At 70.7% G+C, this 21,517-nt stretch carries 21 protein-coding genes; 5 read left to right on the top strand and 16 right to left on the bottom strand.

The window, feature by feature from the left end; translation table 11 throughout:
• Window positions 1–23: 23 nt before the first annotated feature.
• The 3 genes from AC3IYI_RS30190 to AC3IYI_RS30180 form a co-directional block, all read right to left on the bottom strand.
• On the bottom strand, window positions 24–1,085 hold the full coding sequence (locus AC3IYI_RS30190) for a FecCD family ABC transporter permease (RefSeq protein WP_489406636.1): 1,062 nt from the start codon (window positions 1,083–1,085) through the stop codon (window positions 24–26).
• Window positions 1,082–2,170 (bottom strand): FecCD family ABC transporter permease, encoded by a 1,089-nt coding sequence (locus AC3IYI_RS30185; RefSeq protein ID WP_489406635.1) that lies wholly within the window; start codon window positions 2,168–2,170, stop codon window positions 1,082–1,084. The genes AC3IYI_RS30190 and AC3IYI_RS30185 overlap by 4 nt, the downstream gene beginning before the upstream one ends.
• Before the next feature lie 114 nt (window positions 2,171–2,284).
• Window positions 2,285–3,652 carry a lysine N(6)-hydroxylase/L-ornithine N(5)-oxygenase family protein gene (locus AC3IYI_RS30180; RefSeq protein ID WP_489406634.1) on the bottom strand — a complete coding sequence of 456 codons (1,368 nt, stop codon included), beginning with the start codon at window positions 3,650–3,652 and terminating at the stop codon, window positions 2,285–2,287.
• Window positions 3,653–3,915: 263 nt separating this feature from the next.
• Between AC3IYI_RS30180 and AC3IYI_RS30175 the strand changes: the two genes are divergently transcribed.
• On the top strand, window positions 3,916–4,863 hold the full coding sequence (locus AC3IYI_RS30175) for a methionyl-tRNA formyltransferase (protein WP_489406633.1): 948 nt from the start codon (window positions 3,916–3,918) through the stop codon (window positions 4,861–4,863).
• Window positions 4,864–5,001: 138 nt separating this feature from the next.
• Here AC3IYI_RS30175 and AC3IYI_RS30170 read toward each other — a convergent pair whose 3' ends face one another.
• Together AC3IYI_RS30170 and AC3IYI_RS30165 are read right to left on the bottom strand one after the other, a co-directional pair.
• Window positions 5,002–6,336: a class I SAM-dependent RNA methyltransferase gene (locus AC3IYI_RS30170; protein ID WP_243331604.1), complete on the bottom strand. Its 1,335-nt coding sequence runs from the start codon at window positions 6,334–6,336 to the stop codon at window positions 5,002–5,004.
• A 128-nt stretch (window positions 6,337–6,464) separates the two neighbouring features.
• Window positions 6,465–8,519, bottom strand: coding sequence for an APC family permease (locus tag AC3IYI_RS30165; protein ID WP_489406632.1), 2,055 nt, complete (start codon window positions 8,517–8,519; stop codon window positions 6,465–6,467).
• Window positions 8,520–8,738: 219 nt separating this feature from the next.
• On the opposite strand from AC3IYI_RS30165, the gene AC3IYI_RS30160 reads away from it, so the two are divergent.
• Together AC3IYI_RS30160 and AC3IYI_RS30155 are read left to right on the top strand one after the other, a co-directional pair.
• Window positions 8,739–9,407: a potassium channel family protein gene (locus AC3IYI_RS30160; RefSeq protein WP_489406631.1), complete on the top strand. Its 669-nt coding sequence runs from the start codon at window positions 8,739–8,741 to the stop codon at window positions 9,405–9,407.
• Window positions 9,404–10,066: a potassium channel family protein gene (locus AC3IYI_RS30155; protein ID WP_214953432.1), complete on the top strand. Its 663-nt coding sequence runs from the start codon at window positions 9,404–9,406 to the stop codon at window positions 10,064–10,066. The genes AC3IYI_RS30160 and AC3IYI_RS30155 overlap by 4 nt, the downstream gene beginning before the upstream one ends.
• Before the next feature lie 189 nt (window positions 10,067–10,255).
• Here the strand turns inward: AC3IYI_RS30155 and AC3IYI_RS30150 are convergent, their stop codons facing one another.
• The 7 genes from AC3IYI_RS30150 to AC3IYI_RS30120 all read right to left on the bottom strand — a co-directional run bounded on the left by AC3IYI_RS30150 (window position 10,256) and on the right by AC3IYI_RS30120 (window position 16,952).
• Window positions 10,256–11,020 carry a DUF3159 domain-containing protein gene (locus AC3IYI_RS30150; protein WP_489406630.1) on the bottom strand — a complete coding sequence of 255 codons (765 nt, stop codon included), beginning with the start codon at window positions 11,018–11,020 and terminating at the stop codon, window positions 10,256–10,258.
• A 2-nt stretch (window positions 11,021–11,022) separates the two neighbouring features.
• Entirely contained in the window at window positions 11,023–11,451 is a 429-nt protein-coding gene (locus AC3IYI_RS30145) for an OB-fold nucleic acid binding domain-containing protein (RefSeq protein ID WP_489406629.1), read from the bottom strand.
• 24 nt (window positions 11,452–11,475) lie between these two features.
• The gene (locus AC3IYI_RS30140) at window positions 11,476–12,162 is read right to left on the bottom strand and encodes a response regulator (RefSeq protein WP_489406628.1); all 687 of its coding nucleotides are present in this window, start codon (window positions 12,160–12,162) and stop codon (window positions 11,476–11,478) included.
• The gene (locus AC3IYI_RS30135; RefSeq protein WP_489406627.1) at window positions 12,159–14,819 is read right to left on the bottom strand and encodes a DUF4118 domain-containing protein; all 2,661 of its coding nucleotides are present in this window, start codon (window positions 14,817–14,819) and stop codon (window positions 12,159–12,161) included. Before AC3IYI_RS30135 ends, AC3IYI_RS30140 begins: the two co-directional genes overlap by 4 nt.
• A gap of 222 nt (window positions 14,820–15,041) precedes the next feature.
• Window positions 15,042–15,833, bottom strand: a complete 792-nt coding sequence (locus tag AC3IYI_RS30130; protein WP_489406626.1) for a DUF3710 domain-containing protein — start codon at window positions 15,831–15,833, stop codon at window positions 15,042–15,044.
• A 1-nt stretch (window position 15,834) separates the two neighbouring features.
• Window positions 15,835–16,368, bottom strand: a complete 534-nt coding sequence (gene dut, locus AC3IYI_RS30125; protein WP_243331620.1) for a dUTP diphosphatase — start codon at window positions 16,366–16,368, stop codon at window positions 15,835–15,837.
• Window positions 16,368–16,952: a PaaI family thioesterase gene (locus tag AC3IYI_RS30120; RefSeq protein ID WP_489406625.1), complete on the bottom strand. Its 585-nt coding sequence runs from the start codon at window positions 16,950–16,952 to the stop codon at window positions 16,368–16,370. The genes dut and AC3IYI_RS30120 overlap by 1 nt, the downstream gene beginning before the upstream one ends.
• Window positions 16,953–17,010: 58 nt before the next feature.
• Between AC3IYI_RS30120 and AC3IYI_RS30115 the strand changes: the two genes are divergently transcribed.
• Window positions 17,011–17,472 (top strand): DUF3093 domain-containing protein, encoded by a 462-nt coding sequence (locus AC3IYI_RS30115; RefSeq protein ID WP_489406624.1) that lies wholly within the window; start codon window positions 17,011–17,013, stop codon window positions 17,470–17,472.
• Window positions 17,473–17,487: 15 nt separating this feature from the next.
• Here AC3IYI_RS30115 and AC3IYI_RS30110 read toward each other — a convergent pair whose 3' ends face one another.
• From AC3IYI_RS30110 to AC3IYI_RS30095, 4 genes are all read right to left on the bottom strand, one after another.
• The gene (locus AC3IYI_RS30110) at window positions 17,488–18,420 is read right to left on the bottom strand and encodes a hypothetical protein (protein WP_489406623.1); all 933 of its coding nucleotides are present in this window, start codon (window positions 18,418–18,420) and stop codon (window positions 17,488–17,490) included.
• A 12-nt stretch (window positions 18,421–18,432) separates the two neighbouring features.
• On the bottom strand, window positions 18,433–18,729 hold the full coding sequence (locus AC3IYI_RS30105) for a DUF4193 domain-containing protein (RefSeq protein ID WP_112451146.1): 297 nt from the start codon (window positions 18,727–18,729) through the stop codon (window positions 18,433–18,435).
• Between the two features lie 394 nt (window positions 18,730–19,123).
• Window positions 19,124–20,368: a sensor histidine kinase gene (locus AC3IYI_RS30100; RefSeq protein WP_389690232.1), complete on the bottom strand. Its 1,245-nt coding sequence runs from the start codon at window positions 20,366–20,368 to the stop codon at window positions 19,124–19,126.
• A gap of 5 nt (window positions 20,369–20,373) precedes the next feature.
• Window positions 20,374–21,027, bottom strand: a complete 654-nt coding sequence (locus tag AC3IYI_RS30095; RefSeq protein WP_112451148.1) for a response regulator transcription factor — start codon at window positions 21,025–21,027, stop codon at window positions 20,374–20,376.
• Between the two features lie 258 nt (window positions 21,028–21,285).
• On the opposite strand from AC3IYI_RS30095, the gene AC3IYI_RS30090 reads away from it, so the two are divergent.
• Window positions 21,286–21,459 carry a hypothetical protein gene (locus AC3IYI_RS30090; RefSeq protein WP_204357838.1) on the top strand — a complete coding sequence of 58 codons (174 nt, stop codon included), beginning with the start codon at window positions 21,286–21,288 and terminating at the stop codon, window positions 21,457–21,459.
• The last annotated feature ends 58 nt before the right edge of the window (window positions 21,460–21,517 follow it).

Here is a 21,517-nt window from a genome sequence, read left to right as displayed (position 1 = left end):
GGCTTGCCTAACCTTACTGCCACCTAGCGGCGATTCGCCCGCACCAGGAGGTAGATGAGGAAGGGGCCGCCGATCGCGGCGGTGACCACGCCGACCGGCAGGCTGATCGGCAGCACCGTACGGGCGACCAGGTCCGAGCCGAGCAGCAGCAGCGCCCCCGCCACGGCGGACGCCACCAACGGCGGAGTCGGGGACTTCGTCAGACGGATCGCCACCTGCGGCGCCACCATGGCGACGAACGGGACCGGTCCCGCGGCGCTCACCGCGAAGCCGGCCAGGAGCACCGCGCACAGCAGCAGGACGGCCCGTACCAGCGCGTACCGGACGCCGAGCCCGGCGGCCACGTCGTCGCCGAAGTGCAGCGGCTTGAACTGGAAGGCCACGCACGCCACGACCGCCGCGAGCGCGAGCGTGCCCCAGAGGGCCACCCACACCTCGCCCCACGACCGGTTGTCCAGGGAGCCGACCAGCCACGCCTGGGCCCGTGCCACGTCCCTGATGTCGGCGGTGACCAGCAGCCAGGTCGTGATCGCCTCCAGCACGGCGCCCACGGAGAGGCCGATCAGGATGAGCCGGAAGCCGTCGACGCCGCGCCGCCACGCCAGGAAGTACACCAGCAGCCCCGTGCCGAGGCCTCCCGCGAGCGCCGCCCCCGACAGCCCCACGGAGCTGACGACCGCGGCCGTGGCCCCGCCCGACACCGTCACCAGGCACACCGCGACCGCGCTGGCGCCTCCGGTGATCCCGAGGATGTCCGGACTGGCCAGCGGATTGCGGGCGATGGACTGGGTGATCGCCCCGGACATCCCCAGTGCGACGCCCACGACGAGCCCGGCCAGGGCCCGCGGCATGCGCAGGTCCATGATCACGAACTGGTCGACCTGCTCGCCCCCGCCGAAGAGGGTGGCGACCACCTGCCGCAGGCCGATGGGGAAGTCCCCCACGGCTATGGACAGGCAGAACATCAGGAAGGCCGCCGCCGTCAGCAGCAGCGTGACCAGCACGATCCTGGGCCGCCAGACGAACGACATGCCGCCGAGCCGCACACCCGGCGCCACCGACCGCTTCACCACTGTCACGTTCATGCGCTCTTGAACTTTCCCCGCCACACCAGGACCGCGAAGAACGGGGCGCCGAGGAGAGCGACGAGGATGCCCGCGTCCAGCTCTCCCGGCCGCACCACGACGCGTCCCACGATGTCGCAGACCAGAAGGACGACCGCGCCGAGCAGGCCCGCGTACGGCACCAGCCAGCGGTAATCGGGCCCGGCCAGGTACCGCGCCAGGTGCGCCACCATGAGCCCGAGGAAGGCGATGGGGCCGCAGGCCGCCGTGGCCGCGCCCGCCATCAGCGTGATGGCGATGATGCCGACGGTGCGGATCAGCGTGATGTTCACGCCCAGTCCCCGCGCCACGTCGTCGCCCAGGTTCAGCAGGTTGACGGAGGGCAGGGTGACCAGCGCCGGCACCAGCCCGACCGCGATGAAGGCGGTCACCGGCCAGATGACGTCGAACCCGACGCCGGCCACCGATCCGGCGTTCCAGAACCGCAGGGCGTTCAGCGCCGCCTTGTCCGACAGCGCGACCGCCGTCGTCATCGCCATCAGGAACACCGTGACCCCCTGCCCGGCCAGAGCGAGCGTCAGCGGATTGCCCGCGCCCCGGCCGATGCTCGACAGCCCGAACACGACGACGCCGGCGAGCGCGGCGCCGAGGAAGGCGAACCAGACGTACTCGAACGGGTCGGTGAGCCCGAGCAGGGCGATCGCCGACACCACGGCGAACGAGGCGCCGGTGTTCACCCCGAGCAGGCCGGTGTCCGCGATGGGGTTGCGCGTATATCCCTGGATCAGCGCCCCGCCGACGCCCAGGGCGATGCCCGCCACGACCGCGAGGACCGTACGGGGCACCCGTACGGTCCGCATGATGAGCCTGGCTTCGGAGAGCTTCTGGTCGGGGTCCGGATCCGCGAAGAGCCCGTGCCACGCCTCGGCGGGGCTGAGCGCCCGCGCACCGACGGCGAGGGACACCAGCGCCGCGGCCACGAGGACCGCGAGGACGACGGCCAGACCCACGATCCGGCGCCGCCGGACCTGCGCGACGACCCGGGAAGGTGCCGGGCGTTCGACCGCGGGCGGGCCGCCGGCGGGGCGGCGAGTACCAGTGGACACGGACGTTCCTTCGGTATGGGGCAACTGCTGTGTGGGGCAACTGGTTGCACACCATTGCCGTGCCTCAGGCGCGAGAGCGCCCGGGAGGCACGGCAGTGGCTGGGTGGGGACCGGTCAGACGGCCGGCTGGCGGGCTCCGCCGCCCGCTCCCCCGGCGACCGGACGGGCCTGGTCGGACACGGCCTTGAGGTTCCGGTCGAGGATCGAGTCGAGTATCTCGCCGACGCGTACCGCGGTGTTGGACAGTAGGGAGGAGGTGATGCCGTGCGTGTGCTCGGTTCCGCCCTGGAGGTAGATGCCGCAGCTCAGTTCGAGGTCGGTCGCCACCCGGTAGTCGCGCTCGACGCGGACCCGGCCCTGGTCGTCGCGGTGGCAGCGGTCCGCGACCTCGCCGAGCAGGCCCAGGCCGTCGGCCTGCTGGTAACCGGTGGCGCACACCACGACGTCGGCGTCGAGCACGCTCTCCTCGCCGGTGACGAGGGACTTGATGCCGGCGCGGACCCCGTCGGCGGTCTCCTCCACGCCCGTCAGGCGCGAGACGTTCAGGAAGCGGAGCCGCTCGGTGCCGAGCACCTTCTCCTGATACGACTGCCGGTAGAGGTCGTCGATGAGGTCGATGTCCACCACGGAGTAGTTGGTGTTGCCGTGGTAGCCCATCAGCCGCTGCTTGACGTCCTCCGGGGCGGTGAAGTACTCGTCCACCGCCTGGGGGTCGAAGATGCGGTTGGCGAAGCTGCTGTCGTCCGCCGGGCTGTAGCCGTAGCGGGAGAAGACCGCGCAGACCTCGGCCTGCGGGAAACGGCGGTGCAGGTAGGCCACGTTCTCGGCGGCGCTCTGGCCGGCGCCGACCACGATGAAGCGGGTGGGCTCGCCGCCCTCCAGGCCGTCGATCTTCTTCAGCAGGTCGGTGTTGTGCCAGACGTGCTCGGTCCGCTCGACGCCCTCCGGCATGACCGGGCGCAGCCCGGTGGAGATGACGAGGTTGCGTGCACGGTGGACGACGACCTCGTCGCCGGAGCGCGCCGTCACGTCGAGGTACTCCACGACGCCGCCGCGCACCACGGGCTCGACGGAGACGACCTGGTGGCCGTACGAGACCATGTCGTCGACCTTGGCCGCGGCCCACTCGAGGTAGTCGTGGAACTCGACCCGCAGCGGGAACAGGTTCTTGTGGTTGACGAAGTCGATCAGCCGGCCCTTCTCCTGCAGGTAGCAGAGGAAGGTGTATTCGCTGGTCGGGTTCCGGAGCGTCACCAGGTCCTTCATGAAGGACACTTGCATCGTCGCGTCGTCGATGAGCATGCCGCGGTGCCACCCGAAGCGGGGCTGCTGCTCGAAGAAGTGAGCGGTGACCGCCTCTTGCCTTCCGACGCGCACGTTGTGCTCGCTGAGCGCGATCGCCATGGCGACGTTCGACGGCCCGAAGCCGATACCGATCAGGTCGTGGATCAGTGGTGCGTCGCCAGGAAGAGCCTGTGACATGTCACTCCCATTTGGTGCGGGACAGCCGCCTGCCAGGCGTCGTGTCAGGGGTGGGGGAAAGGGGGAGTCCAGGCGCACCGGTGACCGGCAGCCGAGTGGAACTTAGGTAAAGCTAACCTGATCCAGGCGCACTGTCGACCAGACAATCCGAACAACGCGCTCGCACTCGGGTCAATCAAGCCCGGAATCGGGGCTGTTGCGTTGTTAGGTAAGCCTTGCTTTACTTGCGTCTGGTCATTTTGCTCTTCTGAGGAGGAACCCCGATGCGGGTCGTCATGTTCGGCTATCAGACCTGGGGCCATCGCACCCTGAAGGCGCTCCTGGACTCCGAGCACGACGTCGTCATGGTCGTGACCCACCCCAAGAGCGAGCACGCCTACGAGAAGATCTGGAGCGACTCGGTCGCCGACCTCGCCGAGGAGCACGGCGTCCCGGTCGTCATCCGCAACCGCCCCGACGACGAGGAGCTGTTCCAGCAGCTGAAGGAAGCCGACGCGGACATCCTCGTCGCGAACAACTGGCGCACCTGGATCCCCCCGCGCATCTACACCCTGCCGCGCCACGGCACCCTCAACGTGCACGACTCCCTGCTCCCGAAGTACGCGGGCTTCTCCCCCCTCATCTGGGCCCTCATCAACGGCGAGCCCGAAGTCGGCGTCACGGCGCACATGATGGACGAGGTGCTCGACGCCGGCGACATCGTCATGCAGCGCTCGGTACCGGTCGGCCCGACGGACACGACCACGGACCTGTTCCACAAGACGGTCGACCTGATCGCCCCGGTCACCATCGGCGCCCTCGACCTGATCGCTTCCGGTCGGACCGAGTTCACGAAGCAGGACCGCACCCAGGCGACCTTCTTCCACAAACGCGCCGAAGAGGACATCCGCATCGACTGGTCCTGGCCCGCCGAAACCCTGGAACGCCTGATCCGCGCCCAGTCGGCCCCCTACCCGGCAGCCTTCACCTTCCACAAGGGCAAGCGCCTGGAGATCCTGACGGCCGTCGTCTCCGAGGGCCGCTACGGCGGCACCCCGGGCCGCATCTTCTACCGCGAGGGCGAAGGCGTGGCCATCGTCGCCGGCGCGGACGCCCGCTCGGGCCTGGGACACGGCCTGGCCATCACCGCCGTCCGCACGGAAGACGGCCGCGAACTCCCGGCGTCGGAGTACTTCAAGTCCATGGGCGGCTACCTCACGCCCCGCCCGTAACCCGGCAGGCGGCCCCCACCGCCCCCCGAACCCCGGCCCGCCCCGGACGGTCCCCGGGCGGTCCGGCCGTCACCGCCGCGCGGACCACTGGCCCGCGCGGCGGTGACTCACCACCCACACCATCCGTGGGCGCGAAGCTCAGTTGCCCTTCGCCACCGGCTCCAGGATCGCCACGCACTCCACGTGGTGGGTCATCGGGAAGAGGTCGAAGGCGCGCAGGGTGCGGACCTTGTAGCCCGCCTCCTGGAAGTAGCCCAGGTCGCGGGCGAGGGCCGCCGGGTCGCAGGCCACGTAGGCGATGCGGCGCGGGGTCAGGCCGGCGACCTGACGGACGGTCTGCTTGCCGGCGCCCGCGCGGGGCGGGTCCAGGACGACCAGGTCGCACTCGGTGATGCCGGTCTTCGGGAGGATCTGCTCGACCTTGCCCTGCTCGATGCGGACGCGGGGGAAGTCGGTCAGGTTGTGCCGGGCGTCCTCGACCGCGCGCTTCGTGGACTCGATGCCCAGGACCGCGCCGGTCTCCCCGAGGCGCTCCGCGAGGGCGCCCGCGAAGATGCCGACGCCGCAGTAGAGGTCGAGGGCCATCTCGCCCTTGCGCGGCATCAGGCCCTGCATGACGGCCTTGATCAGGGTGTCGGCGGCCTGGGGGTGGACCTGCCAGAAGCCGCCCATGCCGACGCGGTACGTACGCCCGTCCGCGCGCTCGCGCACGAAGGGGCGGCCGTGGACGCGGTGGACCCCGCCGTCCTTCTCCTCGACGCGCAGGACCGAGACCGGCTTGTCGAGTTCGACGAGGGGGAGGCGGCCGCCGGGGCGGGGGGTCAGGACCACCTGGCGGTCACCCGAGCCCGTCGCGGCGATGGCCTCGACGGTGGCCATCTGGGGCCAGTCCTGCTGCTCGATGCCGAGCTCGGTGACGCCCGGTGCCGCGATCATGCAGTGGTCGACCGGCTGGATGTCGTGCGAGCGGTGCTTGCGCAGGCCCACGACGCCGTCCTCGTCGATCGCGTACTGCACGCGGGTGCGCCACTGCGGGACCTGCCCGGCGGGCACCTTGTCGCCCTCGGCCGGCATGACCGTACCGTCCCAGCCGGCCTGCTCCGGGGTGAGCCCGGCGAGCCGCAGCAGCTGCTCGGCGATGACCTCGCCCTTGAGCCGGCGCTGGGCGCCCGGCTTGGCGTGCTGCCAGTCGCAGCCACCGCACTTGTTCGGGCCGGCGTACGGACAGGGGGCCTCGACCCGGTCCTTGGAGGGGTCCAGGACGGTGATGGCGTCGGCGCGCAGGAAGCGGGAGTCCTCCTCGCCCTCCGTCACGCGGGCGATGACCTTCTCGCCGGGCAGGGTGTGCCGGACGAACAGGACGCGGCCCTCGGCGGTCCGGGCGATGCAGTGCCCGCCGTGCGCGACGGGGCCGACCTCGACCTCGTACTCCTCCCCGACCAGTGACTGCTTCTCGTTCTGCTCGCTCGTCATGGTGGGGAGACTCCAAGGATGTGGATCAGAAGATCAAAAAGGAACGGCCGGACGACCGACCCACCAGTTTACGTGGATCTCGTCCGGCCGTTCGCCACCCCGGTCCCGGGGCGGCCGACGCTCTGCGGCTACTTCCCCGCCGGGTCCTTCGGACGCGAACGCGGGGTGTCGACCGGCCCGCGGCGCACCGCGCCCGGGGCGTTCCACTCCGCGCGCTTCTTCGCCCGCTTCTTCGCCAGCTCCGAGGACTCCAGCTGGTAGGGCACCGAGGTGACCATCACGCCGGGGGTGAAGAGCAGCCGGCCCTTGAGGCGCAGCGCGCTCTGGTTGTGCAGCAGGTGCTCGTACCAGCGTCCGACCACGTACTCGGGGATGTACACGCTGACGGCGTCGCGCGGGTTCTCGCTGCGCAGGCCCTTCACGTACTCGACCACCGGGCGGGTGATCTCGCGGTACGGGGAGTCGAGGATCTTGAGCGGGACGTTGATGCCGCGCCGCTCCCACTCCTCGCGCAGGGCCTTGGTCTCGACCGGGTCGACGCTGATGCTGAGCGCCTCCAGCCGGTCCGAGCGGGTCAGCTTGGCGAAGGCCAGGGCGCGCAGGGTGGGCTTGTGGACCTTGGAGACCAGGACGATGGAGTGGACCCGCGAGGGGCGCACGCTGTCGTCGCTCGGGCCCTCGGCGGCGGCGATCTCCTCGGAGACCCGGTCGTAGTGCTTGCGGATCGCGGACATCGTTCCGTAGAAGATGACCATGCCGAGCAGGGCGACCCAGGCGCCGTGGGTGAACTTGGTGGCCAGGACGACCACCAGCACCATGCCGGTGAAGAAGGCGCCGAAGGTGTTGATCGCCCGGGACCGGTGCATCCGGCGGCGCGCCGCCGGGTCGTGCTCCGCGCGCAGGTGGCGGTTCCAGTGCCGGACCATGCCGATCTGGCTCAGCGTGAAGGAGACGAAGACGCCGACGATGTAGAGCTGGATCAGCTTCGTCGAGTCGGCGTCGTAGATCCACACCAGCAGAATCGCGGCGCCCGCGAGGAGCACGATGCCGTTGGAGAAGGCGAGCCGGTCGCCGCGGGTGTGCAGCTGGCGCGGCAGGTAGCGGTCCTGGGCGAGGATCGATCCGAGCAGCGGGAAACCGTTGTACGCGGTGTTCGCGGCGAGGAAGAGGACGAGCGCGGTGGACGCGGCGAGCACGATGAAGAGGAAGCTGCCGTTGCCGAAGACGGCCTCGGCGACCTGCGAGATCACCGGGTTCTGGACGTAGGTCTCGCCGACCGGGACGCCGTTGCTCAGCAGGTCGACGGCGGGGTTCTCGGCCATCCGGACGTTCGTGGCCATGGCCAGGCCGATGATCCCGCAGAACATGACGACCGCCAGGCCGCCCATCAGGGTGAGGGTGGTGGCCGCGTTCTTGCTCTTGGGCTTGCGGAAGGCGGGTACACCGTTGCTGATGGCCTCGACGCCCGTGAGCGCCGCGCAGCCGGAGGAGAAGGCGCGCAGCAGCAGGAAGACCAGCGCGAAACCGGCGAGCCCCTGGTGTTCGGGTTTGATCTCCAGGCCGGCCGTCGGGGCTTCCATGGTGTCGCCCATGACCATGCCGCGCCAGGCGCCCCACGCGATCATCACGAAGACGGCGCCGACGAACACGTAGGTCGGGATGGCGAAGAGGTTCCCGGATTCCTTCACCCCGCGCAGATTCATCAGCGTGAGCAGCAGAATCATGAGGACCGCGGAGAGCACTTTGTGCTCGATGACGAAATCGACGGCGGAGCCGAGGTTCTCGACACCGGAGGAAATCGACACGGCGACCGTGAGGACGTAGTCGACGAGCAGGGCGCTCGCGACGGTGAGACCGGCCCTGGGCCCGAGGTTGGTGTTGGCGACCTCGTAGTCGCCTCCGCCGCTGGGGTAGGCGTGGACGTTCTGCCGGTAGGAGGCGACCACGGTGAACATCAGCACGACGACCGCGAGGGCGATCCAGGGGCTGAAGTGGTACGCCGACACGCCTGCGATCGACAGGACCAGCAGGACCTCGCCGGGGGCATATGCCACCGAGGAGAGCGGGTCGGACGCGAACACGGGGAGGGCGATCCGCTTGGGAAGGAGGGTTTCCCCGAGGCGGTCGCTGCGGAGCGCCCGGCCGATCAGGATCCGTTTGGGCACGTCGGTCAGTTTGGACACGCAGAGGATCGTAAGCGTTCGAAATCGGCCTGACGAACCCCCCACCCCTGTACGGCGGGAAGTCGCACCGCATCCAGGGCAAAGGAGCGCCGTCTCAAGCGCAAATGGTCACAGTGGTGACCGCCCGTGTGTAGCTTGGGCCATGGTCTGAGACCCTGTTAAGCCAGAGCAGCAATGAGGCTGGAACCCAGCGAGCCGCTGACAGCCGGAAGGACGGCCGTGCACATCGTCATTATGGGCTGCGGAAGAGTGGGCTCGGCCCTCGCGCAGACCCTGGAACAGCAGGGGCATACGGTCGCGGTCATCGACCAGGACCCCACCGCATTCCGCCGGCTGGGAGCCGGATTCGGCGGCCGTCGCGTCACCGGAGTCGGCTTCGACCAGGACACGCTGCGCGAGGCCGGCATCGAGGAGGCGGGCGCCTTCGCCGCGGTGAGCAGTGGTGACAATTCCAACATCATCGCCGCCCGGGTGGCCCGTGAGATGTTCGGCGTCGAGAACGTCGCCGCCCGCATCTACGACCCCAAGCGCGCCGAGGTCTACCAGCGCCTGGGCATCCCCACCGTCGCCACCGTGCGCTGGACGGCCGACCAGATGCTCCGCCGGCTGCTGCCTTCGGGCGCCGAGCCGCTGTGGCGCGACCCGAGCGGCGGTGTCCAACTCGCCGAGGTGCACATCTCCACCGCCTGGATCGGCCACAAGGTCAGTCAGTTGCAGGAGGAGACCGGCGTCCGCGTCGCCTTCCTCACCCGGCTGGGCGAGGCCATGCTGCCGTCATCGGCGACCGTCCTCCAGGAGGGCGACCTCGTCCACGTGATGATGCGCACGGACGAGATCGACAAGGTGGAGGCCGCCTTCGCCGAGGGGCCTGAGGAGGCACACGCATGAGGGTCGCGATCGCCGGAGCCGGCGCGGTGGGCCGTTCCATCGCGGGCGAGCTCCTGGAGAACGGCCACGAGGTGCTCCTCGTGGACAAGGCCCCGACCGCCATCTCGGTGGAGCGGGTGCCGCAGGCCGAGTGGCTGCTGGCCGACGCCTGCGAGATCACCTCGCTCGACGAGGCGGCGCTCCAGCGCTGCAACGTGGTCATCGCCGCGACCGGTGACGACAAGGTCAACCTGGTCGTCTCCCTCCTCGCCAAGACCGAGTACGGGGTCCCCCGGGTCGTGGCGCGGGTGAACAACCCGAAGAACGAGTGGCTCTTCAACGAGTCCTGGGGCGTCGACGTCGCCGTCTCCACGCCGCGCCTGATGTCGGCGCTGGTCGAGGAGGCCGTCAGCGTCGGCGACCTGGTCCGGCTGCTGCGCTTCAGCCACGGCGACGCCAACCTCGTCGAGCTGACCCTGCCCGCCGACTCCCAGGTCGCGGGCAAGCAGATCAGCGAGATCACCTGGCCCGAGGACACCTCGCTGGTCACGATCATCCGCGGCAACCGGGTGCTCACGCCGCACGGCGAGGAGACCCTGGAGCCGGGCGACGAGCTCCTCTTCGTGGCCGCCCAGGCCCGCGAGGAGCAGCTGGAGGACCTCCTCCAGGCCGCGGACTAGCCTGCGGCCCGCGGAACGTCGAAAGGGGCGGCTGACCACCACGGTCAGCCGCCCCTTCGCACATCCCTGCTACGAGGCTGCGCGGCGGTCCGGGTCGGCTGCGCCCGGGCTCCTGGGGCTCCGCCCCGGACCCCGCGCCTCAAACGCCGGCGGGGCTGGAATGGCCCGCGCACGCAGCGGCGTACGGGGTCAGACCCCCCGGCCCTCCGCGGCCTTGGCGGCAGCCTTCGCGGCCTTCTCCGCCTCCTCCTCCGCCTCCCACTCCGCGATCACGTTGATCGGCGGCGGCGCCTGCGCCAGGAAGAGCCAGGTGAAGTACACCGCGAGCACCATCGGCGGCAGCTTCAGCGCGATCAGCACCCAGCCGAGCTGCGTCGCGTCGCCCCACCAGTACAGCGGGAAGAGGATCGCGTACTTCGCGAGGAAGATCAGGCCCCAGGCCAGGCTGGCCTTGACGTACGCCTTCTTGCGCCCGGGGTTGCGCGTGCGCCAGGACAGGTTCTCCTTGAAGACCGGCCCCAGCATCACGCCCAGCAGCGGGAAGCCCACCAGCGCGGAGAGCGTGAAGGCCACGCCCAGGCCGGCGCCGTAGATCATGCCGGGCAGGTAGAAGCCCTTCGCGCTGCCCGTGAAGAGGGCGAAGGCCACGCCCACGCCCACGCCGAAGACCCCGCTGAAGGCGTGCTTGACCGTGTCCTTGCGCAGCAGCCGCACGACCACCAGCAGGACCGCGACGGCGCCCGCCGCGATGGCGGACAGCTTCACGTCCTTGTTGATCGTGTAGATCATGACGAAGAGCAGGCCGGGGAGCATCGTCTCCACGGTGCCCCGGATGCCGCCGAAGGCGTCGAAGAGGGCCGCCTGCGTCACGGCCTTCTGGTCCGCGGAGGGCTCGGCGGCGGGGTCCACCGGCTGCGTGCTGCCGGGCGTGGTCGGTTTGTCGAGTGACGTCACCGTCAGTGCTCCTGTCCGAGCGGTCGGAGTTCGTACTTCGGGTTGAAGAGCACCCGACGGCCGTGGCTCATCGAGATCCGCCCGGAGGCGATCATGCGACGGCCGGGTTCGATTCCCACGATCGAGCGACGTCCGAGCCAGACGACGTCCAGCGCGGCCGAGCCGTCGAACAGCTCGGCCTCCAGGGCGGGGACGCCCGCGCGCGGCCGCAGGGTGACGGTCCGCAGGGTCCCGGTCACCTTCACTATCTGACGGTCGTGGCAGTCGCAGATCCGCGTGCACCCCGCGGCTTCTGCGTCCTCCTGCAGCTCCGCCGAATGCAGCTCCTCCTGCGAGGTGGACAGCCGCTCTATCATCCGGCGGAACCGGCCCGCCGGCCTGGCGGGCTTCGCCGGCTTCGCGGGGTTCTCGGAACGCGGTTCAGCACTCATACAGGAAGCGTACCGGCGCCCCCACTACCTCTCGAAGCGGTATCCCATGCCCGGTTCGGTGATGAAGTGCCTCGGGTGCGAGGGGTCGGCCTCCAGCTTGCGCCGCAGCTGGGCCATGTAGACCCGCAGGTAGTTGGTCTCAGTGCCGTACGAGGGTCCCCAGACCTCCTGGAGGAGCTGCTTCTGGCTGACCAGTTTGCCGCCGTTGCGCACCAGCACCTCCAGCAGGTGCCACTCGGTGGGCGTCAGGCGTACGTCGCGGCCGGCGCGCACCGCCTTCTTCGCCGCGAGGTCCACCGTGAAGGTCTCGGTCTCGACGATCACCTCGTCCTCGCCGGCCCCGGCGCCCGGTTCCGCCCGCCGGACGGCCGCGCGCAGCCTGGCGAGCAGCTCGTCCATGCCGAAGGGCTTGGTGACGTAGTCGTCGGCGCCCGCGTCCAGGGCCTCGACCTTCTCGTCGGAGCTGTGCCGGGCGGAGAGGACCAGGATCGGGATCCTGGTCCAGCCGCGCAGCCCCTTGATCACCTCGACCCCGTCCATATCGGGCAGGCCGAGGTCCAGGACGACCACGTCGGGGTGGCGGGCGGCCGCCAGTTCCAGGGCGCTCGCCCCGTCGGCGGCCGCGTCGACCTCGTACTTGCGTGCCTTCAAGTTGATCACGAGGGCTCGGACGATCTGGGGTTCGTCGTCCACCACGAGCACCCGGGTCATTGAGGTCCTGCCTTCTGTCGTATCGAATCGAGATCAAAATCCACCGGGTGCCCCTCGGCCCCGCCCGGCTCCGGCCCCGGCTCCGGCTGCCCGGCCCCGCCCGGCGCGCTGCGCCCCTCGCCGTCCACGCTCACGTGGATCTGCGGCCGCCCGCCGGTCACCGCCCTCAGCGTGAGCACCATCGTGAGCCCGCCCCCGGGGGTGTCCTCGGCCTCCAGGGTGCCGTCCATGGCCTCGGCGAAGCCGCGGGCGACGGCCAGCCCGAGCCCGACCCCGGCGCCGCGCGGCGCGTCACCGTGCCGCTGGAACGGGGCGAAGATCCGGTCCTTGGCCTCGTCGGGCACGCCCGGCCCGCGGTCCACGACCCGTACCTCGACCCGGTCTCCGAGGAAGCTCGCCGCCACCAGCACATGTTCCCCGGGCGGGCTGTACTTCACCGCGTTCTCCACCACGTTGGCCACGGTCCGCTCCAGCAGCCCCGGATCCACCGCCACCATGGGCAGGGTCTCCGGGACGTCCAGCAGCACGCTGCCCTCGGGTACGCCGCCCAGCGCCATCGGAACCACCTCGTCGAGGTCGATCTCGCGGATCAGCGGAGTCACGGTGCCGGTCTGGAGCCTCGACATGTCGAGCAGGTTGCCCACGAGGTGGTCGAGCCGGTCGGCGCCGTCCTCGATGCCCTCCAGAAGCTCGGCGCGGTCCTCCTCGGACCATTCCACGTCGTCGGAGCGCAGGGAGCTCACGGAGGCCTTGATGGAAGCCAGGGGCGTACGGAGGTCATGGCTGACGGCGGCCAGCAGCGCGGTCCGGATCCGGTTGCCCTCCGCCATCCGCCGGGCCTCCTCCGCCTCTCCGACCAGCCGCTGCCGGTCGAGCACGACGGCGGCCTGGGCGGCGAAGGCGCCGAGCACGCGGCGGTCCTCGGCGGGCAGCACCCGCCCGGACAGGGCCAGCGCCATGTGGTCGCCGATCGGCATGTCCACATCCGCGTCCTCGGGGCGGGCGACCGGGTTCGGGCCGACGCTGCCGGCCGGCCGCCAGGGCTCGACGTCGCTCTCGCGCTCCAGCAGCGCCACCGACTCCATGGCGAAGGTCTCCCGCACCCGTTCCAGCAGCGCGTCCAGGGTGGTCTCGCCGCGCAGCACGCTGCCGGCGAGGAAGGAGAGGATCTCGGACTCGGCGCGCAGCCGGGCGGCCTGGTGGGTGCGGCGGGCGGCGGCGTCGACGACGGAGGCCACGGAGCCCGCGACGCCGAAGAAGACCGCGATGGCGACGATGTTCTTGGGGTCCGCGATGGTGAAGCGGTGGAGGGGCGGAGCGAAGTAGTAGTTCAGCAGCAGGGAGCCGACGGCGGCGGAGGCCAGCGCCGGCCAGAGCCCGCCGAGCAGGGCCGCGGCCACGGTCAGGGCCAGGAACAGCAGCATCTCGTTGGCGAGGCCGGGGTCGGTGTCGATGTGCGTCAGCAGCCCCGCGAGCACCAGCGGCAGGGCCACCCCGACCACCCAGCCGGCCACCATCCGGGTCCGGCCGAGCCGGGCCGCCGTGCGGACCACGGGCAGCAGGCCGCGCCCCTTGGCGACCTCCTCGTGCGTGACGATGTGGACGTCCAGGTCGGGCCCCGAGTCACGGGCGACGGTGGCGCCGACCCCGGGGCCGAAGACGTACCGCCAGGAGCGGTGGCGGCTGGAGCCGAGCACGATCTGGGTGGCGTTGACCCCGCGGGCGAATTCGAGCAGCGCCTCGGGCACGTTGTCGCCGATCACATGGTGAAACGTTCCGCCGAGGTCTTCGACCAGCGTCCGCTGGACCGCGAGCTCCTTGGGCGAGGCCGCGGTCAGCCCGTCGCTGCGGGCGATGTAGACGGCCAGGATCTCGCTGCCGGAGCCCTTGGCCGCCACCCTGGAGGCCCGCCGGATGAGGGTGCGCCCCTCCGGCCCCCCGGTGAGGCCCACGACGATCCGCTCGCGCGCCTGCCAGGTGGAGCGGATGTTGTGCTCGCCCCGGTACTGCTGGAGGTACTCGTCGGCCCGGTCGGCGACCCAGAGCAGCGCCAGCTCGCGCAGCGCGGTCAGGTTCCCGGGGCGGAAGTAGTTGGACAGGGCCGCGTCGACCTTGTCGGACTTGTAGATGTTGCCGTGGGCCATGCGGCGGCGCAGGGCCTGCGGGGACATGTCGACCAGCTCGATCTGGTCGGCGCGGCGCACCACCTCGTCGGGGACGGTCTCCCGCTGCCGCACGCCCGTGATCGACTCCACCACGTCGCCCAGGGACTCCAGGTGCTGGATGTTGACGGTGGAGATCACGTCGATCCCGGCCCGGAGCAGCTCCTCCACGTCCTGCCAGCGCTTGGCGTTGCGCGAGCCCGGCACGTTGGTGTGCGCCAGTTCGTCCACCAGGGCTATGGCGGGCTTGCGGGCGAGCAGCGAGTCCACGTCCATCTCGGTGAAGGCGGCGCCCCGGTACGCGAGCTCCTTGCGCTCCACCTGTTCCAGGCCGTGCAGCATCACCTCGGTGCGCGGCCGCCCGTGGTGCTCGACGAAGCCCACGACGCAGTCGGCGCCGCGCTCGACCCGGCGGTGGCCCTCCGAGAGCATGGCGTACGTCTTGCCCACGCCGGGAGCCGAGCCGAGATAGATCCTGAGCTTGCCGCGTCCCATGCGCCCATTCTCCGGGACGTCCGCCCTGTTCACGCGCCGATGACCCGCTGTGGGCGGATCTCTGACGGTTCCCTGACGCCCCCGGGCCCGGGCAAGGCCGTGCGGCCGCGGGTACGGCAGTGGGGTACGGCCGGGGGCACGGCAATGGACACGGCAATGGGTACGGCAATGGGCCGCACCCCCGGAGGAGTGCGGCCCACGCCGTAACGGATCGAGCCGGGGTCAGCGGACCTCGGTGATCTCCGGGCCGCGCTCCAGCTGGCCCATGCCACCGCCGAAGCGGGAGCCTTCCTGGTCCGCGGCCTCCTCGGTCTGCACGCCGTCCGGCACCATCTGCGCGTCGTTCGGCAGCTTCAGGACGATCGGGTCGCGCGGGGCCATCGGGCCCTCGCCGCGCACCACGACGGTGTCCAGGAAGATCCGCTCCAGCACCCCGGCCGACTCGGGACGCACCGCGCCCTGGCCGGAGATGACACCGCGCAAGAACCAGCGCGGACCGTCCACACCGACGAAGCGGACCAGCTGGGCGCCGGTCTGCCCGTCCGGGAGCGGTACGGGGACCTGCGCGCGCAGCTCCCAGCCCAGCGGACCCTCGACCTCGTCGATGATGCCGCCCTGCTTGGTGATGCCGTCGGCGATCTCCTCGCGGACCTCGCCCCAGATGCCTTCCTTGCGGGGCGCGGCGAAGGCCTGCAGCTGCACGGCACTGTCGCCGAGCACCACGGTCGCGGCGACGATCGCGTCCCCGGCGACCTCGACCCGCAGCTCCATGCCCTCGACACCCGGTACGAGGATGCCGCCGAGGTCGACCCGGCCGTCCTCGGGGTTGCCGGGGACCTCCGAGACGTCCCACGGGCCGTCGGGACGCGGGGCCGGCGGCAGGTTCACCCTGCGCGGCTGGACCGCGTCGCTGTCCTCCGTGCCGTCCTGCTCATCGGCACCGACGCCGTCGACGACCTGCTCGGCCGCGCCGCCGTCCTTGACGGAGTCGTTCTTCTTGCGACGTCCGAACACGTCACTGTCCTTCCCGGTCGGATACGACCGAAGCGTAGCCATTCCCACCCTGCTGACCAGCGCCGGATCCGGCCACGGCCGCATGACCACCGGTGGAGCCGAAACCCCCCTCGGCCCGCGCCGAGCCGGGAAGCTGCGCCACCTCGCGGAAGCGCACCTGCTCGACTCGCTGGACAACCAGCTGGGCAATGCGGTCGAAACGCTCGAACCTGACGCTCTCGCGAGGGTCGAGATTGACCACGATCACCTTGATCTCCCCACGGTACCCGGCATCTACCGTCCCGGGGGCATTCACGAGTGCGAGCCCGCAGCGGGCGGCCAGGCCCGAGCGGGGGTGCACGAACGCCGCGTAGCCCTCGGGCAGCGCGATGGAGATCCCGGTCGGCAGGACCGCCCGCTCCCCCGGCTCCAGCTCCGCGGCCACGGTGGTGACCAGATCGCAGCCGGCGTCGCCGGGGTGCCCGTAGGCCGGAATCGGCACCTCCGGGTCGACGCGCCGGATGGCCACGTCCACGCCGGTGTTGTTCTCAGACATCAGGGGTTCACCTCGAAGGCGCGTGCGCGCCTGACCTGGTCCGGGTCGGCCATCGCCGCCCGGATCTCCTCGGGCCGTCCGTTGTCGATGAAGTGGTCGACCTTCACCTCGATGAAGAGGGCGTCGGCGCGCAGTGCGACCGGTCCCTGCGGTCCGCCTATTCGGCCGACCGCGCTGGAGTAGATCTTCCGGCCGGCGACGGCGGTGACCTCGGCCTCCAGGTACAGCACGGTGTCCACGGGCACGGGCCGGACGAAGTCCGTCTCCAGCCTGCCGGTGACGGCGATGACGCGCAGCAGCCAGTTCAGGGAGCCCAGGGTCTCGTCGAGCGCGGTGGCGAGGACGCCGCCGTGCGCGAGGCCGGGCGCACCCTGGTGGGCGGCCTTGACGGTGAACTCGGCGGTGACGCGCACGCCCTCACCCGCGCGGGCCTCCAGGTGGAGTCCGTGCGGCTGGCCGCCGCCGCAGCCGAAGCAGTGCTCGTAGTGCGCGCCGAGCAGTTCGCCCGGGGCCGGGGCATCGGGGTGCCGCACCGGCGCCGTGGCATCGGCGGGGGGCGTCAACGCTGTGTTTCGTCCACTCACAGCCGCAGACCTTACCCGCGCGGCTACCCGCGGGTCGCCTCGTGGCAGGCTTGGCCGCATGCAGCTCTCCCCCGCGCACCACGACGAACGTCTGACAGCCCCCCGTTCCTGGTGGGCCATCACCGCCCTGACCGGCCTGGCCTGCGCACTGATGCTGCTCCCGCTGGGCACGCTGCCGCTGCTGGCGGGGCTGATCGGGGGCACCGCGCTGATGGGGCTGCTGGTGAGTTCGTACGGTTCCCAGCGCGTGCGCGTGGTGGGCGGCGCGCTGGCCGCCGGGGAGGCCCGGATCCCGGTGGCGGCGCTCGGCGACCCGGAGGTGCTGGACGCGGAGGAGGCCCGCGCCTGGCGCACGTACAAGGCCGACACCCGCGCCTTCATGCTGATGCGCAGCTACGTGCCGACGGCGGTGCGCGTCGAGGTCACCGATCCGGCCGACCCGACCCCGTACGTCTACGTCTCCACCCGCGAGCCGCAGGCCCTGGTGGCGGCCATCCGCGCGGCGCAGGGCCGGGACTGACCCCGGCCGCCGGGCTCAGTCCCGCGGGCCGATGGCCCGGGGGTCGAACATCCGGCCCTCGACGGCGGCCCTGGCCGCCTCGGGAAGGGCCTCGGCGGGCCGCTCCAGGGGCGGGAGCTGCGACAGTGCGTTCCAGGACACGGCGCGGGCCCGCAGGTCCGTACGTACCTTCTCGGCGACTTTGCGGGTGTCCCGGCGGTTCATGACCGCTCCGACCGCGGCGCCGACCATGAACGGCATCAGGTTGGGCAGGTTGCGGAACATCCGCTTCATGATCTGCTGGCGCAGTTCGCGCTTCATCTGCCCGCCGAGCGCCGCGTTCAGCGTGGTCGGCTTGGTGAGGTCGATCCCGCGTTCCTCCGTCCACGACGTGAGGTAGGCGACGCTGCGCTCCTTGAGGTTGCCGGGCGGCCGCAGGCCGTAGACCTCGTGGAGTTCGGCGATGAGCTTCAGCTCGATCGCGGCGACCCCGGTGATCTCGGCGGCCATCTCGGCCGGCATGGCGGGGGGCACCGGCAGCATGGCGGCGGCGCCGATCCCGGCGCCGACCGTGGAAGTGGCGTTGGCGGCGCCCGAGATCAGCTTGTCGGCCAGCTGATCGGGCCCGAGGCCCGGGAACTGCGCGCGCAGGGTCGCGAGGTCCCGAACCGGAACGCGCGGTGCGTTCTCGATGACTCGGTCGGTGAGGTAAAGGGCGGCGGCCCTGGCACTTTCGCCGCCCTTGCGCACACCGTCCTTGACGGCTTGCAGCCGACGGACCCCGGAGTGCTTCCGGGGCCCCTCGCCGGCCTCGGAGGCCGACGGCACCGCCTCGGCGGTGTCGGGGAGCACGGCGGGTACGCCGGGGGCTCCAGGGCCTGTTTCCAGGCCCCCGGTTCCCTCGCGCGTCTCCGCCGGATCACCAGCTTTTCGAAAGCGCCGCTTCCGAAATGGTGTCGAGCCAGTCACGGCCGACGCCTCTCAGTCGCATTCGCGGCAGATCGGCTGACCGTTCTTCTCGCGTGCCAGCTGGCTGCGGTGGTGCACCAGGAAGCAGCTCGTGCAGGTGAACTCGTCGGCCTGCTTCGGCAGGACCCGTACGGCCAGTTCCTCGTTGGAGAGGTCTGCGCCGGGCAGGTCGAGGCCCTCCGCGTTGTCGATTTCGTCCAGGTCGACGTTCGAGGACGACTTCTCGTTGCGACGAGCCTTCAGCTCTTCGATGCTGTCGTTGTCTACGTCGTCGTCGGTCTTGCGCGGGGTGTCGTAGTCCGTTGCCATAGTTCGCTCTCCCCCTCTGGGATTTAGCGGGTGTCTCAGCGCACGTAACGCGCGAGAGGCCGGACTTGTGCCCGACCTGAGGCGGAGATTTTGCCTCACATCAAGGTCTGTTACTCAATCGACACCCAGCCGCACATTCGGAAGAGCGATTGGCTGGGATGACGACCGGGACCGTACACGGTCCGGGGGCCGTCTTGCACAAACGCCACCCCATGTATTTCCCGCCGCTAGGGGTGCCGGAAACCCGGACTTCCCGGGCTTTCCGGCCCCCCCAAGGTCACTGAACGCATATGGCCGGACACTCGACACTGTGATCGATCGCACAGAAGCCACTGCCTTCATGACCCAAGCATTCAGCCAACAGCGAACACGGGGTGGTCGCGCTCACAGAGCATCACAAGGGCAGAGTGACACGCATCACGAGGCCACCGCCCTCGCGCGGGACCGCCTGGATCCTCCCGCCGTGTGCGCGCGCCACGGAGCGCGCGATCGAGAGGCCGAGCCCGACACCCTTGTCGCTGCCCGTGCGCTCCGTACGCAGCCGCCTGAAGGGCTCGAAGAGGTTGTCCACCTCGTACGCGGGAACCACGGGACCCGTGTTCGATACCAGCAGGACCGCCTGCCCGTGCACGGCCTCGGTGGTGACCTCCACCCAGCCGCCCTCGGGCACGTTGTAGCGAACGGCGTTCTGCACCAGGTTGAGCGCGATCCGCTCCAGCAGCACACCGTTGCCCTGCACGACGGCCAGCGCGCGCTCCCCGCGGATCTCCACGCCCTTGGCCTGCGCCTCTCCGCGCGCCTGGTCGAGGGCGCGCGAGGCCACCTCCGCCAGGTCCACGGGCTTGCGCTCGATGATCTGGTTGTCGCTGCGGGCCAGCAGCAACAGGCCCTCGACCAGCTGCTCGCTGCGTTCGTTGGTGGCGAGCAGGGTCTTGCCGAGCTGCTGGAGCTCCACCGGAGCCCCGGGGTCGGAGAGGTGCACCTCCAGCAGCGTCCGGTTGATGGCCAGCGGGGTCCGCAGCTCGTGCGAGGCGTTGGCGACGAACCGCTGCTGGGCCGTGAAGGCCCGCTCGAGGCGGTCGAGCATCTCGTCGAAGGTGTCGGCGAGCTCCTTGAGCTCGTCGTCCGGCCCGTCCAGCTCGATCCGCCGGGTGAGGTCGGAGCCGACCACCCGGCGGGCGGTCCGGGTGATCTTGCCCAGCGGCGAGAGCACCCGGCCGGCCATCGCGTAGCCGAAGGCGAAGGCGATGATGCTCAGTCCCATCAGCGCCATCAGCGAGCGGCTCAGCAGATCGTCCAGCGCGTGCCGCCGCTGTTCGAGGATGCACGTGTTGATCGCGGCGTTGAACTGGTCGGGCATCTGACCCGTACCGCTCACGCCGGGGCAGCTGCTCGTGACCTGGATCGGGCCGCCGCCCACGATCGTGAACGGCAGCGCGTTGCCCTGCCGCAGCGCCTGGGCCGACAGCAGGTAGATGATCGACAGCAGCAGGATGCCGGCGATCAGGAACATCCCGCCGTACAGCAGCGTGAGACGTATCCGGATGGTCGGCCGCAGCCAAGGGAAAGGACCCTCGGGCTGGCCGGGGTCCCAGGTCGGTTTCGGTGGCGCCGATGGTGGCGCCGGGGTCGCGGCCACCCGCGTCAGATCCGGTAGCCGGAACCGGGGACGGTCACGATGACCGGCGGCTCCCCCAGCTTTCGGCGCAGCGTCATCACCGTCACGCGCACCACGTTGGTGAAGGGATCCGTGTTCTCGTCCCACGCCTTCTCCAGGAGCTGCTCGGCGGACACGACCGTGCCCTCGCTGCGCATGAGGACCTCCAGCACCGCGAACTCCTTCGGCGCCAGCTGCACCTCCTTGCCCTCACGGAACACCTCGCGCCGGTTCGGGTCCAGCTTGATGCCGGCGCGCTCCAGCACGGGGGGCAGCGCGACCGTGGTGCGGCGGCCGAGGGCCCTTACCCGGGCGGTCAGCTCGGTGAACGCGAAGGGCTTGGGCAGGTAGTCGTCCGCCCCGATCTCCAGACCCTCGACCCGGTCGCTCACGTCGCCGGAGGCCGTGAGCATGAGCACGCGGGTGGGCATGCCGAGCTCGACGATCTTCCGGCACACGTCGTCACCGTGCACGAGCGGGAGGTCACGGTCGAGCACGACCACGTCGTAGTCGTTCACTCCGACGCGCTCCAGGGCCGCGGCGCCGTCGTACACGACGTCCACGGCCATGGCCTCCCGGCGCAGTCCGGTGGCCACCGCATCGGCGAGCAGCTGCTCGTCCTCGACGACGAGTACGCGCACGTCGTTTCCTTCCTCAGAGCCCGTCAGGGCAGGGGTGTCATGTGGCCTCCATCCTGCCCCTTTCGCCGGTAAACCGGCTGTAAGACGCCGATCGCGGGCCCACGGGGGGTGACGCGAGGGACGGAAGTGAGGATTCCCCGGCCTTACGAGGTTTCTGGGGCCGAGGCGGCGGGGAGGACGACTTCACACCCCGAACACCTCCCTGACGGCGCACTGCCACGTGCCGCCGCCGACCCACGAAGAGGGGGCGAACCCACCATGGACGCATTCACCGCGGGTCTCCTGCAGCGCATCAGGAGCACGCAGTCGGACCTCAGGCAGGCTCGCGAGACGGGCGACGACTTCCTCGTGGAAGTGGAACAGGCGGAGCTGGAAGACCTCCAGCGCATCGCAGCCGATCACGGCGTTCCGGTCACCGTCTCCGCCTGCTGATTCCAGCCGCCGCTACCCACACCCCCGGACCCCGGAGGCCGCCACCCGGCCGCCGGGG

The sequence above is a fragment of the Streptomyces sp. GL_148 genome, from assembly GCF_057834205.1.
The sequence above is the reverse complement of the archived record's forward strand: the minus strand, read 5'-3'. Positions and strand labels throughout refer to the sequence as shown.

Excerpts from the sequence above, each read along its gene's own strand:
- AC3IYI_RS30190 (WP_489406636.1), bottom strand. The coding sequence starts at position 1,085 with ATGAACGTGACAGTGGTGAAGCGGTCGGTGGCGCCGGGTGTGCGGCTC.
- AC3IYI_RS30180 (WP_489406634.1), bottom strand. The coding sequence starts at position 3,652 with ATGTCACAGGCTCTTCCTGGCGACGCACCACTGATCCACGACCTGATC.
- AC3IYI_RS30175 (WP_489406633.1), top strand. The coding sequence starts at position 3,916 with ATGCGGGTCGTCATGTTCGGCTATCAGACCTGGGGCCATCGCACCCTG.
- AC3IYI_RS30170 (WP_243331604.1), bottom strand. The coding sequence starts at position 6,336 with ATGACGAGCGAGCAGAACGAGAAGCAGTCACTGGTCGGGGAGGAGTAC.
- AC3IYI_RS30155 (WP_214953432.1), top strand. The coding sequence starts at position 9,404 with ATGAGGGTCGCGATCGCCGGAGCCGGCGCGGTGGGCCGTTCCATCGCG.
- AC3IYI_RS30145 (WP_489406629.1), bottom strand. The coding sequence starts at position 11,451 with ATGAGTGCTGAACCGCGTTCCGAGAACCCCGCGAAGCCGGCGAAGCCC.
- AC3IYI_RS30140 (WP_489406628.1), bottom strand. The coding sequence starts at position 12,162 with ATGACCCGGGTGCTCGTGGTGGACGACGAACCCCAGATCGTCCGAGCC.
- AC3IYI_RS30135 (WP_489406627.1), bottom strand. The coding sequence starts at position 14,819 with ATGGGACGCGGCAAGCTCAGGATCTATCTCGGCTCGGCTCCCGGCGTG.
- dut (WP_243331620.1), bottom strand. The coding sequence starts at position 16,368 with ATGTCTGAGAACAACACCGGCGTGGACGTGGCCATCCGGCGCGTCGAC.
- AC3IYI_RS30115 (WP_489406624.1), top strand. The coding sequence starts at position 17,011 with ATGCAGCTCTCCCCCGCGCACCACGACGAACGTCTGACAGCCCCCCGT.
- AC3IYI_RS30105 (WP_112451146.1), bottom strand. The coding sequence starts at position 18,729 with ATGGCAACGGACTACGACACCCCGCGCAAGACCGACGACGACGTAGAC.
- AC3IYI_RS30090 (WP_204357838.1), top strand. The coding sequence starts at position 21,286 with ATGGACGCATTCACCGCGGGTCTCCTGCAGCGCATCAGGAGCACGCAG.